Origin of the sequence: Algoriphagus zhangzhouensis (assembly GCF_900148515.1) — a bacterium.
In the GTDB taxonomy this organism is placed as follows: domain Bacteria; phylum Bacteroidota; class Bacteroidia; order Cytophagales; family Cyclobacteriaceae; genus Algoriphagus; species Algoriphagus zhangzhouensis.
The window spans coordinates 131620-149185 of sequence record NZ_FRXN01000005.1 but is presented as its reverse complement, the minus strand read 5'-3'; the positions used below and the strand labels follow the sequence as shown (position 1 = coordinate 149185).

Annotated in this window: 13 protein-coding genes and 1 tRNA gene; 10 read left to right on the top strand and 4 right to left on the bottom strand. The window is 39.4% G+C overall.

From position 1 onward, the window contains the following. Nucleotides 1-19: 19 nt before the first annotated feature. From BUF13_RS16805 to BUF13_RS16785, 5 genes are read left to right on the top strand one after another with little or no spacing between them, the layout of a single operon-like run. Nucleotides 20-1891 carry a PA3715 family protein gene (locus tag BUF13_RS16805; RefSeq protein ID WP_073572982.1) on the top strand — a complete coding sequence of 624 codons (1872 nt, stop codon included), beginning with the start codon at nucleotides 20-22 and terminating at the stop codon, nucleotides 1889-1891. Continuing rightward, nucleotides 1888-2613 (top strand): hypothetical protein, encoded by a 726-nt coding sequence (locus BUF13_RS16800; RefSeq protein WP_134204525.1) that lies wholly within the window; start codon nucleotides 1888-1890, stop codon nucleotides 2611-2613. Before BUF13_RS16805 ends, BUF13_RS16800 begins: the two co-directional genes overlap by 4 nt. Nucleotides 2614-2623: 10 nt before the next feature. Continuing rightward, nucleotides 2624-3190: a LemA family protein gene (locus BUF13_RS16795; protein ID WP_073572980.1), complete on the top strand. Its 567-nt coding sequence runs from the start codon at nucleotides 2624-2626 to the stop codon at nucleotides 3188-3190. Between the two features lie 3 nt (nucleotides 3191-3193). Continuing rightward, a complete protein-coding gene (locus BUF13_RS16790; protein WP_083586494.1) occupies nucleotides 3194-4003 on the top strand; it encodes a DUF1266 domain-containing protein in 810 nt (269 codons plus the stop codon). Continuing rightward, nucleotides 4004-5074 (top strand): DUF3137 domain-containing protein, encoded by a 1071-nt coding sequence (locus tag BUF13_RS16785; RefSeq protein ID WP_073572978.1) that lies wholly within the window; start codon nucleotides 4004-4006, stop codon nucleotides 5072-5074. A 58-nt stretch (nucleotides 5075-5132) separates the two neighbouring features. On the opposite strand, the gene BUF13_RS16780 is transcribed toward BUF13_RS16785, so the two are convergent. The 4 genes from BUF13_RS16780 to BUF13_RS16765 all read right to left on the bottom strand — a co-directional run bounded on the left by BUF13_RS16780 (nucleotide 5133) and on the right by BUF13_RS16765 (nucleotide 7785). Further along, nucleotides 5133-5207 (bottom strand) — tRNA-Pro (locus tag BUF13_RS16780). Nucleotides 5208-5356: 149 nt separating this feature from the next. Continuing rightward, entirely contained in the window at nucleotides 5357-6979 is a 1623-nt protein-coding gene (locus BUF13_RS16775; protein ID WP_244547796.1) for a sulfatase, read from the bottom strand. Between the two features lie 156 nt (nucleotides 6980-7135). Next, nucleotides 7136-7369 carry a hypothetical protein gene (locus BUF13_RS16770; protein ID WP_073572977.1) on the bottom strand — a complete coding sequence of 78 codons (234 nt, stop codon included), beginning with the start codon at nucleotides 7367-7369 and terminating at the stop codon, nucleotides 7136-7138. A 137-nt stretch (nucleotides 7370-7506) separates the two neighbouring features. Beyond that, complete coding sequence (locus BUF13_RS16765) at nucleotides 7507-7785, bottom strand: hypothetical protein (RefSeq protein ID WP_073572976.1); 279 nt, start codon at nucleotides 7783-7785, stop codon at nucleotides 7507-7509. Nucleotides 7786-7853: 68 nt separating this feature from the next. Between BUF13_RS16765 and BUF13_RS16760 the strand changes: the two genes are divergently transcribed. The 5 genes from BUF13_RS16760 (at nucleotide 7854) to BUF13_RS16740 (ending at nucleotide 17565) form a co-directional block, all read left to right on the top strand. Continuing rightward, nucleotides 7854-8798 (top strand): serine hydrolase, encoded by a 945-nt coding sequence (locus tag BUF13_RS16760; protein ID WP_073572975.1) that lies wholly within the window; start codon nucleotides 7854-7856, stop codon nucleotides 8796-8798. 243 nt (nucleotides 8799-9041) lie between these two features. After that, nucleotides 9042-11252: a sodium-translocating pyrophosphatase gene (locus tag BUF13_RS16755; protein ID WP_073572974.1), complete on the top strand. Its 2211-nt coding sequence runs from the start codon at nucleotides 9042-9044 to the stop codon at nucleotides 11250-11252. A 427-nt stretch (nucleotides 11253-11679) separates the two neighbouring features. Then, nucleotides 11680-14766, top strand: a complete 3087-nt coding sequence (locus BUF13_RS16750) for a SusC/RagA family TonB-linked outer membrane protein (RefSeq protein ID WP_073572973.1) — start codon at nucleotides 11680-11682, stop codon at nucleotides 14764-14766. Between the two features lie 19 nt (nucleotides 14767-14785). Further along, nucleotides 14786-16198 carry a SusD/RagB family nutrient-binding outer membrane lipoprotein gene (locus BUF13_RS16745; protein WP_073572972.1) on the top strand — a complete coding sequence of 471 codons (1413 nt, stop codon included), beginning with the start codon at nucleotides 14786-14788 and terminating at the stop codon, nucleotides 16196-16198. Nucleotides 16199-16257: 59 nt separating this feature from the next. Continuing rightward, nucleotides 16258-17565, top strand: coding sequence for a D-alanyl-D-alanine carboxypeptidase (locus tag BUF13_RS16740; protein ID WP_073572971.1), 1308 nt, complete (start codon nucleotides 16258-16260; stop codon nucleotides 17563-17565). Nucleotide 17566 lies beyond the last annotated feature (1 nt).

The following is a 17566-nucleotide window of genomic DNA, read 5'->3' as shown; positions in this document are numbered from 1 at the left end:
ATAAATAGGCAAACACATTATGAAAACATCATACATCGTATTGATTTTATTCATCCTTTCCTGCAGTTCCAAGACCCAAGAAGACAAAAATACTCCTGGGGCCATAGAGGTGATTGATGGTGCAAAAGACAGTTTGTCCGAAGGTGTTGAAAAAGGCTTTTTGGAAACGATTAAATCAGCAAAAGCCAAAAACTTACCTCAGATTGAAAAAACCAATTTTGACAGTTTTTTCGATGAAGATGATTATACCCATATAGATTTCAAGGCATTGAAATTAGATCAGGTGTATCCGGATTTAAATTTTGAAAACCTCAATGTTAGAGCAATTGACATGTACACCCTACTGATTCGGGATGACTACCATTCCGTGGTGGTCACTGTTTTAAAAAGTGATAATGAAATGGAAAGCATCCTCATCAACTACAATGCTGAAGGGGATATTATTGACCATGAATTAGTCTCTTATGATGAAATCGCCGAAGGAATGTCACAGGTTGTTTCACGAATCAGTGAAAATCTCCTCACGGTAAATCAAATATACTGGGGTGATTCCAAAGAAATCGAGCAAGTGGAATACGAAATCCGTTGGGATGGAACCATTGAAAAAGTAGACACAAAAAACCTGAACGAATTCTTTGAAGATTTTGAACTGATCGATAAGGTTTTGACAGAACTAAAATTGGATTGGGTGCAGACAAAAAACTCTATGATCAAGACAAAGGTCTACCCAGAAAATCCGAATGAAACTTTTCTGGCCATCCCTGAGATAGTCGATGAAGGAGAACAGTATTTTGAACTCAACAGTCACATTATAATAGCAGATAATCAAACAGGTAAAATCACTCACCAATTTTTCGAAAGCAATCAAACTAACCAATGGGTCTCTGACGCAATTGAATTGCGGGAAATAAACATCGACACTGCGCAGTTTCAGCTTTCTGAAAAAACGAAAGCTTATGGATTACAAGTCGATTATTTGGGAATGTCTAGGGTAAATCCCTATTCAAATAAAACATTGTCATTGTTTATTAAATCAGGTGATAAGCTTAAGAAAATTCTTTCCAATTACTCCATCAAAGATTTTGGAGGAGAATGGGACGGCAATTGTGATGGTGAATTTGAAAGCGAGGAAAAAATAGTATTTCTGAGTCCCAATAAGACTAAAGGCTATTTTGACCTTTTGGTCAATAAAAAAATCTCAGAAACAAGGAATTATCAAGATGAGGATGAGGAGTGCCAATCGGAAAATTCTTACCAGATCAAAAACACAATTCTGAAGTTTGATGGCACAAAGTATATTGAAGTAGAAGATGGATTTGAAAGCAAATCCTATCCACAAATCCATCCAAAGAAGCTTGAGAACCTCCAACAAGACAATTTCCATATAGATCAGGCCTATGAATTAAATGGGCAAAAAATAATAACTGGAAATTACATCCCAGAAAAGGGAAAACATTATACATCTAGTACCGAATCCCAATTTGAATGGGGAGATCGTTTGCTACTGCTGGATTCGGAAAACGACCTAGTTTTTCAATCACTGGGTTTTGGAGATCTCTATCACTTTGAACCTCATTTTTATACCGCCGAGGCTTCTAATAAAATCATTATCATTTGCCAAAAAGCCTTTGAATATCCTTTTGGAGGAGAAGTTTTTATCCTTGAAGAAAACGCAAAAAAACACGTAGGTACTCTCGATATAGAAGGCAATGAGGAAAAGGATTTCCTAACCGAGATAGTGGAGATTCATGAGGTAGAGAGCAGCCTAGTTTTCGCTATAAAATCTAACTATTTGATGTTGAAACCAGGCGAAGAATTTAGCACTAAGGTCTCCAATGCCATTTACGTTTATCAAGGCAATCAATTGGTTTTAAAGACAAATACCCCATGACTAATATTAAAACTCACTTTTTATGGCTGTTTTTCATGGCGCATGGGCTTTTCGCACAAAGCGAATCCAATTATCCTGAATTGTCGGGAAGTGGAAGTTGTATAGAAGAATTGATTCCATTAGGATGGCAAATTTTATCTCAGGCCGAAGGAGATCTTAATGGGGATGGACTCGCAGATTTAGTCTTTGCAATTCAAAGTCCTTTACAAGAGACAATTGAGTACTCTGATGGATATGAAAGCGACACGTTGCATATAAATCCTAGAGTATTGGGAATATACTTTGGAGAACGAAAAGGGAAATTTAAAAAAGTATTCCAATCCAACACCTTCATTATCAATCGAGGCTCCCCTACAATGGATGAGCCATTTAAAGAACTGGGGATTCTCCCAAGCGGCGAGCTTCAGATAAACTTCTACATCTGGCAATGCAGGGAATGTACCTCTTGGTCCACTCATAAGTATCAGTTCAAATATCAAAGCTCAGAATTTGAATTAGTCAGATATGAGGAAAGTATTACTCAAAGAATTTCAGGAGATGAAACAACCTATCAGGTCGATTTTCAAAAGGGAATAGTAACTATTCTCACCACTGAAAGCGAGGAAGAAAACAACGAACCAATAACTGATGGACAAATCAAAAGGTTTGAGTTGCAGCAATTACAATCCATAAAATCATTGGGAGAGCCTTTTAAATGGCTATTCCAGAACCTTCACATTTAAAAGTTCAGATATGAATACAAGCATATTAGTTTTTTTAGCCATCACAGTCTTAGTGGCCATTTTCACCATCATTATCAACAACAAAATCATCTTCAAAAAGAATCAAGTTGACCAAGCCTATGGGAGTATTGAGATCTATCTAAAAAAGAGATTTGATCTTCTTCCCAACCTTGCGGCCATGGTCAAAAAATACATGGAACATGAGAAAGAGATTCTTTTAAAAGTCACCGAACTCAGATCTCTGGTAGAAAGCGCGATTGACCAAAAAGAGAAAATTCAAGCTTCAAATGAATTAACCAAGATTCTTGGTGGCCTCAGCATCACTTTAGAAAATTATCCTGAGCTCAAAGCAGACAAACAATTTCTTCATCTTCAATATGAAGTCAGTGAAATGGAAGATCAAATCTCTGCAGCTCGAAGAGCTTTCAATGCCGCAGTAGTGCAATACAATAATCAAATCCAGATGTTTCCTTCCAGCCTGATCGCGGGCATCCGAAAGGATGAAAAAAAACTGCTTTTGGAGATTCCAATATCAGATCAAAAAGAAGTAAACCTCAATCAACTTTTAAATTCATAAACCATGCAAATGTTCGAAAATCTGCCTTGGTACGGGTATGTCATCCTAGCTTTGGCCATTGCTTCCTATGCCTACAAATATTTTAAAATCGGCAAAGATGAATACGATAAACCTGATTTTGAAAAGGCCAAATTCAAAAAATCTCCAGATAGCAATCTTGGCTTAGATAAGCTCTTTTCTATAGCTCTTTATACTCCAATTTCCGAGTGGTGGAGCGCAACCACAAATACATTGAAATTCAGAAATGCAAAGACCATCCAACCTTATTTGGAAGGCTGGGGAATTGAATCAGCTTCAGGGTATTGGAATTTGACAGAATATTTCATGAAGGACGGAAGACGCTGGTATTTTGATTTTATCACTCAAATGATTCAATCTGAGCCTAAGGAAAATTGGGATGATTTGATGGGGCGAAAATTCGGGAATAATGATCGGTCTCAGAAATACCTTGATGTATTAAGCTCCGGGGAAATCCTTAATGATTTAAAGCAAAAAGGCATTTTTACTTTTGATTCTGACATGGAAATAGGCCTGGCAGGATATGACGCTGCTATGTTGGTTGGACAAGCCCGAATAGCTTTTACAGGCAATATCATCTCTGAGGAAGAGGCTTGGAAAGTCATTGACTTCGCCACCCAAATGGCATTGGACAATTTTAGTTCTTGGGAGGATTTCGGGAAAAGTTTCTCTTTGGGTTTTGCCTTGGACATGAAGGGAAGTTATGACAACTATTATCAGGAGGTTTGCCACATCTACAAACAAGTATTGAATGATCAATCCAGCCCTTGGAACACCATAAACTGGCCTTCATAAATGGATCAGTTTTTAATTCAGCATACTTTTAAAGAAGTCCAAGATTCATTAAAGGATATCCAATCAAAGAGAAAAAGGACGCATTTTTATCAAAAAATCACTTGGGGAATCACAGGAATTTATCTGGTAGGAATGTTAATCATCCTAGCATCCTCCTATTTACCTGGCACAGATTTGCCATTTGGAGACATACTGGCCAAAGCTCAGCCTTCGGCCAATAATCCATATGCTCAGGTCTTGCCATTTGCAGGGTTGATGGTATTAATCTATTTCTCAACTTCCTTTTTCATTCAGGCCTTTCAGAAATTCAAAACCCAAGAAATGAAAACCATGGCTAATATGGTTGATAAACTATTTCCGGGTTTGGAATTTACACAAGGGGCCAGCGCTCCCAAAAAGGAAATCCAGAGCAGTAAACTTTTCTCTTCGCTCAAAAGCGAAACCTCAGTGTATAATTTCGGTCAAATGCGAAGTAGATCTAAGGGTTTGGAATTCAATCTTGCGGACATAGGAATTCTTGAGAATGACCTGTCTAACAAGGCGTCAGGAACTTTGATGCGCATTCCAGTATTGAATATGGGTTTGGTTTTGTATCAATATGTATTCAAAAATCTGGTTTCAAAAAAACCTGAAGAAAGCCTCCCCTATTCATTTCGTGGGATGTTCTGCTGGCTAAAATTCCAAAAAAAGCTCGATGGACATACTGTGGTTTTCTCAAGAAATCAAGGAGTAAAATTAGATCGCTGGTCCAGCTTCAAGTTTAGGGAGGAGCAAGAAATCTACCTGGAAGACCCAAGATTTACGGAAAACTTTATAGTGTATGGAACAGATCAAGTGGAAGCAAGATATGTTCTTTCCACAGCATTGATGGAAAGAATTTTGGAGTTAAAAGAAAAGTTTGACCGCCCCATTTTCCTTTCATTTCAGAATAAACAAATGTATTTGGCTGTCAAAAATGAAAACGGACTTTTTGCTTTTCCTTCAGGGAATTTGGAAAGGATTCAGGTATTGGAAGAATTGGTAAAGGAAATAGAAACGGCATTAGGGATGAAAGCCGATTTAAGGCTTTGAAGAAATCGGGAAATCTTCTCTTTCTAAATCAAAAAGACAGCCCTGTGGACTGTCTTTGTCGGGGTGACAGGATTTGAACCTGCGACCACACGCCCCCCAGACGTGTACGCTAACCGGACTGCGCCACACCCCGATCTATTATTATCATTTTTAGAAAACTACTCTTAAATATCTATAGCATCCAAAGAATTGAAGCTGTGACCATCCTGACGCTGTCAGGATATGCTTACCGTCCCGTTTTTTTCGTGGATGCGCCACACCCCGAATTCTCAAGTACTAAATTTACTGCTTCTCTACTTTGCTACCCCACCAATCCTCGTTCGGTTTCCAGTTTTTATCCAGCATCTCTTTTCTAGCCTTTTCCAATCTTGGTTTCAAAACCTCTCTATAGGATTTCAACTTCATGCCCAATGAATCCTGACTGAATGTGGGGTCTTTCACTGGATAAAAGGCATTTTCACTTTTAAGCCATTGAAGCAATTCATTATCCAGCTGCTCAGCTACTTGTGAAAATTCAACTGATAAATCATTTGTTTCCCCAACGTCTTTTCTCAAATCATAAAGCTCAACTCTATCATCTTCCCAATAATGAATCAATTTCATTCCATCCCTTTGAATGGTAGAATTTGGCTCACCTCCTTGATTCCCGTAGTGCGGATAATGCCAATACAAAGGTCTTGAATCCATTTCTTCTCCATTGAGTAAAGGAACTAAGCTTTTACCATCAATTTCATTTTCATCCATTTGCACTCCCGCATATTCCAAAATAGTAGGAAAGAAATCGGCTCCAGTTACAGGAGTCTGTATAATTTGACCTTTTTCTCCCATCCAAGGGATGTAAACAAAGTAAGGAACCTTGGTCCCTCCCTCCCATTGGTATCCCTTTCCACCTCGTAAGCCCAAACTATTGGTTGAGTAGTTATCACCAGAAGCTACCCCTCCATTGTCTGAGGTAAAAATCACAATTGTATTTTGATCCAAGCCTTGCTCTCTCAAAGTTTGAAGAACAGATCCTACTGCTTCATCCACTTGCTCAATCAAGCCTGCATAAACTGGATTATCCTGCTTTTTTCGAATTGGAAATAGTCTTTCCATTTCAAAACCTTCTTCCTCAATCCCCATGGCTTCAGCCTTATCACGGTACTTTGACCACTTTTCCTCACTCGTCTGGATAGGTGCATGGACCGCATAAAATGCCAAATAAGCCAAAAACTGAGATTCTTTGTTTTCAGCAATGAATTGAGAAGTCTCCTTCGCCAATTTCATAGACAAAGTCATCCCTTTTTCTTCAGGAAGATCTTCCAAGTATGGATTATTGAAAGGTGAAAAATAGCCTCCAGTATAAGGGCCTCCGGCATGAAACCCACCTTTATTGATATCAAAACCATGATTGGTTGGTAGGGAAGATTGTTCTTCTCCACCAAGGTGCCATTTTCCAGCAAAGAAAGTTTTATATCCAACAGTCTTTAAGGCCTCAGGAATAGTCACATATTCATCTTTCAAATAATGAGGATAATCTGGCGGCAGCAGTTTGGTGAACCTGCCATATTTCCTCCATTCCTCTCCCACCGGAGCTCCGATCCAATCAGTTACTTGATGGGTAGCAGTAAACTTCCCGGTCAATAAGCTTGCTCTTGATGGACTACAAACAGCACTAGTGGCATACCCATTTACAAAGTTCACTCCCTTGTTTGCCAAGTCATCAATATTGGGAGTTTCATAATACTTACTTCCATTGACGCTCAAGTCAGAATATCCCAAATCATCCACTACAATAAATAGGAAATTTGGTTTCTCTGGAGCTACTTTTTCAACTTCAGAATTGCAGGAAAAGAGTATTAGACTTAAAGCAAGTCCATATAGAGGCTTAAAAGAGTTCATCAAGATATAAATCGAGTATTTCATTAAAAACAGGAACAAACCCTCCCATTAATCTGCATCAGAATCACAAAAAAATGACAACGCCTTTCCTATTTTCAAACTTAATGGAAAAAATGAATTTAGGCTATTTACCCTAAAAACAAATACTTGAATTACCCTATCAGTCTATATGCAAAAAGCTTATTCTGGATTTTTCTCTTTAAAAAAAACTGCTTGAAAAGTATTGGTACAACATGTAGGGCAAAGGCTTGCCATTGGATTTAATGATTGAGCTTTCCTCATGGCTTCTGGACCATTATTAAAAGGCCCTAGATAGTCCCTGTCCAAAGATTCAGGAATAGAATCACATTCTCTTTCGTGGATTTCAAAATTTCCTTCTTGGTTGGGTTTAGAGGACAGGTAAAAGAATTTCATAGGGAAGTGCTAAAATTTAATAACCAAAAATACACTTCAATCATACAGTAGAAAATACCCAGTACAGGGTATTTTACATGTGAATTTCAAAATTTTATACGCTGAAAAATAAAAAAATATGACTTTTCCAATAAATCCTAGGAGTTAAACCTTTTGAATAATTTTTGCCATTCCTCATCCAAAGATAAGCTGGGTCTTGACTCTCCTGCCCTATGATACCAATAATCGGCATTCCATTGATCTCCTTCCTTTCTATGAAGGTAAGCATGAACTCTTGCCGCAGATTTTCCATCCAAATGATCCACCTGATCATGCGCCAAATGCCAATCCCCCTTCATATCATACCATAATGATTTTAATTCTGGAGAAAATGTACTCAAAGGTGAATCAAGATTTTTAAAGGCTTCTAATTCCATTTTTTATTAGTGAGATTTAATGCTTTCAAAATTAGCTTCACTCAAAATTGTAAATTCTTTGTTTTAAGATGAAAAATAATCCAAGCTTTCTGCTCATTACGCTTCTTATTGTCTCTTTTTTCTATTCTTCGATTCCAAGTTATAGCCAATCCCAAAAAGGTCTTGAAAAGGAAATTCAAAGTTTAGTAGAAGGTTTCCACGGCGATGTAGGGATTTATATCCAAGAACTTGGAAATGATAGAAAAATAGAAATCAATGCCGATACAGTTTTCTCCACAGCTAGCATAGTCAAAATCCCTATCATGCTGGGAATTTTTGACAAAATCGAAAAAGACGAACTTTCATTTCATCAAGCTTTGATGTACAGAGATTCTATTAAATATGGAGGCTCTGGCTTGATGCAATTTTTTCAAGATTCTACTCAAACAGATTTAAGAACATTGATTGCCTTGATGCTGAGTTATTCTGACAATACAACTTCCCTTTGGAATCAGGCATTAGCAGGTGGAGGCACACAAATCAATGAGTTGATGGAAAAGCTTGGATACACAAATACAAGAGTAAATAGCCGCACTCCAGGTAGAGAAAAAATCTGGGAAAAGTATGGATGGGGACAAACTAGCCCCAAAGAGATGGCTGATATTCTTGTTCGTATTTATCAGAAAGAGTTGATAACCCCTGCGGCATCAGAACAGATGTACCGATTGCTTTCCAACACCTATTATAATGACTATGCTCTGAGTCAAATTCCTCCAGGAGTCAATGTTGCCAGCAAACAAGGAATGGTGAACGCATCAAGATCGGAGGTGTTTTTAGTAAATGGACCGGAAAGTGACTTTGTGGTAGCAATATTCACAGACCATAATGAAGATACCAGTTGGAAATTTGACAATGAGGCTTGGGAACTAACCAGAAAAATCACTCTACTGGTTTGGAATTATTTCAACCCAAAACATCCATATTCTCCACCTGTGGGTATTCAGACATATTTAGAAGGACTACCCTATGAATGATCCTTATCATCTATTTCTTATATTTTTATAAATAGATAATTCCTAGACACTTAAACGAATACGCATCAAACCCACTCAATCACTGCCAAATAATTAATAAAATAAGCCTATCATTATTTTAATCGCAATAAATATCAGGTTATCACATAAAAACCTATTGTTTATTTGGAGTTGGCAGGTTTCTTAGAAATTATATATTTGCTCAATTAATAATTAACCAAAACAACTGAGTAATCTAATTTTATGGAACAAGCGGTGATATATCTAGTCCCTGCATTAGGCATACTAGGACTGATCGTGATGGCGATCAAATCCGCCTGGGTCAGCAAGCAAGACACAGGCGACAAAAACATGATGGAATTGGCAGGTTATATTGCCGATGGAGCAATGGCTTTCCTCAAGGCTGAATGGAAAGTATTAATCTATTTTGCCATCATAGCTGGGATTCTTTTAGCCTGGTCAGGAACCACCGTGGAAACCTCTAGCCCAATCATCGCAGGTTCATTTCTTATAGGTGCAGTATTCTCTGCTTTTGCTGGCTACATCGGTATGAACATCGCCACAAAGGCCAATGTAAGAACTACACAAGCCGCCAGAACAAGTCTTAAGCAAGCTTTGAAAGTTTCATTTACCGGTGGTTCCGTGATGGGCCTTGGAGTAGCGGGTTTAGCTGTTTTGGGATTAGGTTCTTTGTTTATTGTTTTCTACCAAATGTTTGTGGTAAGTGCTGGAGCTGGTGTGAACGGAATGGAAATGGAGAAGGCTCTAGAAGTTCTAGCAGGTTTTTCATTGGGTGCAGAGTCCATTGCCCTTTTCGCTAGAGTTGGTGGAGGTATTTATACAAAAGCAGCTGACGTAGGTGCTGATTTGGTAGGAAAAGTAGAAGCAGGAATCCCTGAGGATGACGTTAGAAACCCTGCAACCATTGCAGATAACGTAGGGGATAATGTTGGAGACGTGGCTGGAATGGGCGCAGATTTATTTGGTTCTTATGTTGCGACCATCCTTGCCACAATGGTTTTGGGAAGAGAAATAGTCTCTGCTGATAATTTTGGAGGCATTGCCCCTATCCTATTGCCGATGGTTTTGGCTGGTTTAGGAATCGTATTCTCTATCATGGGAATGGCCTTTGTCTCAGTAAAAGATGAAAAAGGAGACGTTCAGAAAGCATTGAATATGGGCAACTGGTCCTCAATTGTTTTCACCGGTATTGCTTCATTTTTTATAGTAAGACATATGCTTCCTGAAAATCTAGAAATCAGAGGATATGAATTCACCAACATGGATGTATTCTATGCTATCATTTTGGGACTTGTAGTAGGAACTTTGATGTCTATCATCACCGAGTACTATACTGCAATGGGTAAAAGACCTGTTTCTTCTATTGTAAAACAATCAGCTACTGGTCACGCCACAAATATCATCGGTGGATTATCAGTAGGTATGGAATCTACCGTTTTACCAACTTTAGTTTTGGCTGCTGGGATATATGGGGCCTATGAATTTGCAGGACTTTATGGTGTAGCGATTGCTGCTGCAGGAATGATGGCAACCACCGCTATGCAGTTGGCGATTGATGCCTTTGGACCAATCGCTGATAATGCCGGTGGTATTGCCGAAATGAGCCAACTTCCAGAAGAAGTACGAGGCCGAACAGATATTTTGGATGCAGTAGGAAACACCACAGCTGCCACTGGAAAAGGATTTGCTATTGCTTCTGCTGCTTTGACTTCTTTGGCACTATTTGCGGCATTCGTAGGAATTGCTGGCATTGATGCTATCGATATTTATAAAGCCCCTGTTTTGGCAGGTTTGTTTGTTGGTGGTATGATTCCATTTATCTTCTCTTCCTTGGCTATTGCAGCTGTTGGTAGAGCTGCCATGGATATGGTAAATGAAGTTCGTCGTCAATTCAAGGAGATACCTGGCATCATGGAATATAAGTCCAAGCCAGAATATGATAAGTGTGTGGAGATTTCAACCAAAGCTTCTATTCGTGAAATGATTGCTCCTGGAGCTATTGCTTTGATCACTCCAATCATTGTTGGTTTCGCTTTCGGACCTGAGGTATTGGGTGGCTTATTGGCCGGCGTAACTGTATCAGGTGTTTTGATGGGCATGTTCCAATCCAATGCAGGAGGAGCTTGGGATAATGCTAAAAAATCATTTGAAAAAGGTGTAGAAATCGATGGAGAGACCTATTTCAAAAAATCTGAACCTCATAAAGCTTCAGTTACTGGAGACACCGTTGGGGATCCATTTAAAGATACTTCTGGCCCTTCCATGAACATCCTCATCAAATTGATGTCAATCGTAGCCTTGATTATTGCACCGCATATTAGTGAAGGAGTTCATGGAGGACATGAAATGGCAGAACGGGTTGAAGTCAAGAAAGAGATCAAATATGAAAACGGTAAAAAAATAGTGACCGAGACCAAAAAGATTTTCAAGTAACAATTACATAAACCCAACTTCAAAGGCTACCAATTAGGTAGCCTTTATTTTTTTATATGAATTATCAGCTTATTGCAACATGATTCATACTTAAATTGCATAAACCTGCAAAAAAGAATATTCCTTTGACATGTGAAAAATTTATTCCCATCTATCAAAAAATTAACTCAAAATTTGATTTTAGGTGATCAAACTTTTTAAATTGAGCAATCAATCAAATTAAGAAGGACTTAAAACCTTCAAAAATGAAAGCTTTCAGGCTTTTTTTTGACCAAACGAGCTAGTAACCAATCATTAAGATTCAGCAATTTAGCTAGCAACTTTATGCTGTATTTGTTTTTTGGGATTGAATTTTTCATTTCAAAAACTGTAAAAACATGCAAACCAGATTGATAAACCAATTATAAAATTTATAAACTCAATTCACATGAAAAACTGCTACAAATCAGCGATGCTTTTCTTGGTTGGTTTTTTGGCAAGTGTCCCATTATTTGCCCAACAAACCATTTCTGGAAAAGTCACCGCATCCGAGGATGGCTCTGCCTTACCCGGAGTAAGTATTCTCGTCAAAGGAACATCTACGGGTTCCGTATCTGACATTGACGGGAATTATTCCATTTCAGTACCGGGATCGGAATCGGTCTTGGTTTTTTCCTTCATTGGGTATCAAACCAAAGAAGTTACAGTTGGGTCTTCAAGCCAATTGAACGTAACGATGAGTGTCGAGGAATCCGAGTTGGATGAATTCATTGTTACAGCCTTTGGTATTTCCCAGGAGAAAAAGGCTTTGGGATATGCTGCTCAAAGCATTGATGCAAACGAAATCACCAAAACGCGCCAGCCTAACGTCGTCAATGCATTGCAAGGACAAGTTGCGGGTGTTCAGGTGACCAATTCTGGCGGTGCCCCTGGTCAATCTGCAAGAATCATTATCAGAGGGATTAACTCTCTGGATCCATCTGCTGACAACCAGCCACTATTTGTTGTAGATGGTGTACCGGTTGACAATTCAACAGTCGAAGCATCAGGAACACCTAGAGGGATGTCAAACAGAATTGCAGATATCAATCCAAATGATATCGAGTCAATGTCTGTCTTAAAAGGTGCTGCAGCCACTGCACTTTACGGAGTACGAGCAGCAAACGGCGCTGTAATTATCACCACTAAAAAAGGAAAAGCTGGCCAGGTCAGAGTGAATTTCAACTCTTCAGTTGGCTTGGACAATTTGGTAAAATTGCCTGAACTGCAAGACAAATATGGACAAGGTTTTAGTGGCTCAAGAGATGACTCTAGCTTTTGGCCGTCTTGGGGAGCAAATATTGCTGATGAAAACGATCCGAACTACGTCTACCAGGACAACTGGAATAGAGCTTTTGATACAGGACTCCAGGTTGATAACTCACTAAGTGTATCAGGAGGTAACGAATCCGCTACCTTTTATGCTTCATTGGGTAGATTAGATCAAAAGGGAATTATCCCTTTCTCTACTTGGGATAGAACAAGTGCTAAATTTTCCGGGACTGTCAAAGTCAGTGAGAAATTCAATTTCTCTGGATCAATGAACTACACCAACTCAGGTGGTAATCGTGTTCCTCATGATAGATTCTTAGAAAGAATGATGTACTGGTCTGAAACCACTGATGTAAGAGACTATATCAATCCAGATGGTACTATGAAGACTTACGGTAACACAAACCCGATTTACGATGCACGATTCGCTACCTACAAAGATGATGTCAACCGTGTGATTGGAAACATGAATTTCAATTACAGTCCTACCGATTGGATGACATTGTCCTACAGAGTTGGTATAGACAACTACACTGATTCAAGAGAAGAAATCACTCCTGGCCCGAAAGGTATAGACGGTGAGGTTGCCCTTAGCTCCACTGGTTATATTGAAGAAACTAGAATTGTTTCCCGAGACCTAACTTCCAACTTCTATGTGTCTTTAAAAAAGCAATGGAATGATGATTGGAATACAAGCCTAAGACTTGGTAATGATGTGTTTGAAAGAAAATATGACAGAGTTTCCCTTTCAGGAAGCAACTTTGTAATTCCTGGGTTTTATAATGTAAATAACACCACCCAAGTTTTTGCAAGTCAAGGTAAAAGCATCAGAAGACTAGTTGGTTTCTATGGAGATTTGATGGTTGATTACAAAAACTTCCTGTTTTTGAATGTCACTGGAAGAAATGACATCTCCTCCACCCTTCCTAAGTCCAACAACTCATTTTTCTACCCTTCTGTAAACTTGGGCTATGTATTTAGTGAAAACTTCGACCTTCCTTCATGGGTGACATTTGGTAAGTTAAGAGCTTCATGGGCACAAGTAGGCAAAGATACCAATCCGCACATTTTGGGAGCTACTTTCGTTTCCCCAAGCGTTTTCCCTCTGAATGGACAAGTGGGTTTCTCAAGAAACTCAACTTTTGGAGACCCAGAATTGAAGCCTGAATTGACAACTTCAATTGAATTCGGTACACAACTAGCTTTCTTCAACAACAAAGCGAATTTGGATGTGACATATTATAAGTCCAATGCTGTGGATCAAATTATCCCAGTTCCGATTTCTGATGCAACAGGATTTTCATCCTATATCACCAATGCAGGTGAGATTGAAAACAGAGGTTGGGAGATTGTATTAGGTGGTACTCCAGTAGAAAGTGGAGATTTCCGTTGGGATGTGACAGCTAACTTGACCACTAACAAAAATGAAATCAAAGCGATCCGTGAAGGCATCGATCAAATAGTAGTCGGTTCTCAGTATGGTTACGCAGGAGCTACTGTTACAATGATTTTAAAAGAAGGTGAGGCATATGGAAACATCTACGGATCCAGCTATATAAGACCTGGAGCTGCTGAGGGCGCTACTGAATTGGACCGTGATCTACCTGTCCTTATCGGATCAAATGGATTTCCTGTTAGAACTGGCAGTCAATTGATCCTGGGAAATGCTGTTCCAAAATTCTTTGGAGGATTGAGAAATGAGTTCTCATACAAAGGATTTGAATTTTCATTCCTAGTTGATTTCAGAGCTGGTTTGCAGCAATACGATCAGTTTGGAAACTTCTTAGCTGCCTTCGGAAAGCAAAAAGATTCTGAGAGAAGAAACGACATTGTGGTTTTCCCGGGTCTTTTAGCGGATGGTTCTGAAAACACTAAAGAAGTTTGGCTAGGTCAAGGTGAAGGACCTGATGGTGTAGATTATGGAGCTGGATATTGGAGAAACTATTACAGAGGTGCTTCTGAAAACTTTGTAAAAGACGCGAGCTACATCAAGTTGAGAAATGTAACCTTGGCATACAGCCTTCAGCCTAATGTTTTGGAAAGAACTCCATTCCGTACTGCAAGACTTTCTGTTGCTGCCAACAATATCATCCTTTACACTCCTTGGGATGGATTTGATCCTGAATCATTCTCTGCCGGTGCTGGTGGAAATGCAGTAGGATTTACCGGTCTGGGCTTCCCAGGCGTACAAAGCGTATTCTTCACTTTGAACTTGGGACTGTAAACCTTAAAGCACGAAAACTATGAAATATAGAAATAAATTAACGGCAATAATGGGAGCTTCAGTCATCCTGATGACTTCCGCATGTGACTCTTTTTTGGATGTCAATGAAAACCCTAACAATCCAGAGGATGCTCCGATTACCGGATTGCTAACCAATAGCACCTACGAAACCTCCCTGAACGTTTATAGAGGAGGAAGTGCCATCAGCAACTATGTCCAATACTTGGCTTCACCAAATCCAAGTAGTTCATCAGACACGATGGATCCGCTAAACTTTAGCAGCACTTGGTTCAGCCTTTACAATGTCATGACCGACTTGGATGTGATTATCAAGAAAAGCGAAGAACAAGATGCAAGTCATTATAAAGGCTCAGCTCAAATCTTAATGGCGCTAAACTTAGGAATGACTGTAGACTTTTTTGGAGATGTTCCATTCTCTCAAAGTTTCAACTTCGAGACTGTTACGCCTGCATATGACAATGATGAAGAACTTTATTCTCGCATCCTAACAATGCTAGATGAAGGAATTGCAAACCTTCAGGGAAGCACTGCCATTTCTATGGGAGCGGATGATTTCATCTATGGAGGTGATGTAGATGCCTGGATCAAATTCGGAAATGCATTAAAGGCAAGATTCTTACTCCATACAAAAGGATCTTCAGGCTATAGCGCTGCGGAGGTTTTATCTGCTGTAGATGCCGGTTTCGCTTCCAATGACGATGATGCAAAAGTCATTTTCTTTGAGCAGAGATTTAACCCTTGGGCTCAAGTGGCAATCAACAATGAGAATTTGCTTTTGGGAGGATGGATATCTGAACAGTTTGTTCAGGCCTTGGATGGCACAACCTACCCGACAGTCGACCCTAGGTTACCTTTGATGATAGGTACAACTGATGATGGTGAATTCATTGGAACTGTCAATGGTGCTGGTCGTGGAGATGCCCCAGAGCAAGGAGCTCGTTCTACATTGATTCCTGGTCAATATTACACTTCTACACTTTCCCCATTGATGATTGCAACATATGCGGAATTGAAGTTTATCGAAGCTGAAGCCGCTTTGGATACCGATAAAGACAGAGCTTATGCAGCTTATTTAGCTGGGATAGAGGCTCACATGGATATGTTGGGAGTATCTGATGAAGATAAGACTGCCTATCTAACCGAACCAAGTGTTAGTGTCGGCGCTGGATCTTTGACACTTGAAGAAATCATGAAAGAGAAATGGATTGCTCTTTTCTTACACCCAGAAACCTGGAATGATGCAAGAAGATTTGACTATGGATACAAAGGCATGGACTTACCTGCGAATTTGAATCCTGACTTGAACAATCAATTCATCAGAAGATTGGCATACCCAGACAGTGAAGTCAGCAGAAATGGAAGCAATGTTCCTTCTGTTACCCTTCTGGATAGAATCTGGTGGGACCAATAAATTTCAACAATCATATAAGTCTCCTGCGCAAATGCAGGAGACTTTTTTATTTTAACAGTATGAAAAGACTTTTACTCGCCCTCGCGGTTTTGGCTAGTTCCTGTACCGTTCAAAAAATTAATAAAAGCTTCACCAAATCCGATGTTTTTGATAAGGGACATTTGGGTTTTATGCTTTTGGATCCAGATAAAGACAAAGTTTTGGTCGATATCAATTCGGACAAATATTTCATCCCTGCTTCCAATACCAAACTTTTCACTTTTTACACATCCTATACCGTTTTGGGCGACGAGTTGGTAAACGGTCTGAACTACCTAGAGAGAGGAGATTCATTGATTTTCTGGGGAACAGGCGACCCAAGTCTACTTCATCCTGACTTAAAAAATGATGTGGTGATCGAGTTTCTGAAAAAATCCGACAAGAAGCTATTTATGGTCGACACCTTTGATCAAGTGGATGCATTTGGCCCCGGTTGGTCCTGGGATTGGTACAATGCCTACTATGCAACCGAAAGATCATCCATGCCGATTTATGGAAATGTGGTTCGCTTTAAGCAAGAAGATGGAGAAAGTAAGTTCAGTGTAATTCCGGATAAATTCATTTCGAAGCTGGAGGGAAAAGCTACCGAAAACTGGAATGGATATAGATTTCGTAGAGATCACCTCAAAAACGAATTTACTTTCCAAATCCCTACCGAAGCTTATACAAAAGAGTTTGAAACAGACATTCCTTTTATCACTTCTGCAGAATTGACCGCTCAGTTTCTTTCTGAAGAAAGTGGCAAAGAAATCAACTTGATCAAAAACTCCAGTTATTTGGAATTGGATCCCAAAAAGCTCCAAACTGCTCCTGCAGATAGCATTTATGCTCAAATGATGAAAATCTCTGACAATTTCCTAGCAGAGCAATTGATGCTTTTGGTGTCGGATCAACTGAACAATAAGCTCAGCACTAGAGATGCGATCGCATACGCTAAAGAAAACTTGTTAAAAGACCTGCCTGATGAACCTATTTGGTATGATGGTTCGGGATTATCCTCCAGAAACATGTTTACGCCGCGATCCATCATTGCACTATTGGGCAAGATCAGAGCCGAAGTTCCTTTGGAAAAAATCAAAGCATACTTTCCAGCAGGCGGAGAATCTGGGACAATCCGAAGTTGGTATCCAGCAGATGAAGGCCAAGAACCCTATATCTATGCCAAAACAGGCACTCTCAGCATGACCAATGCTCTCAGCGGATATCTGATCACCAAATCAGGTAAAATCCTCCACTTTTCCTGCATATTCAACAATTATGCAATTCCTTCCAGCGAATTGAAAACCGAATTACAACAGGCACTTTATCAAATCCATGACAGCTATTAAT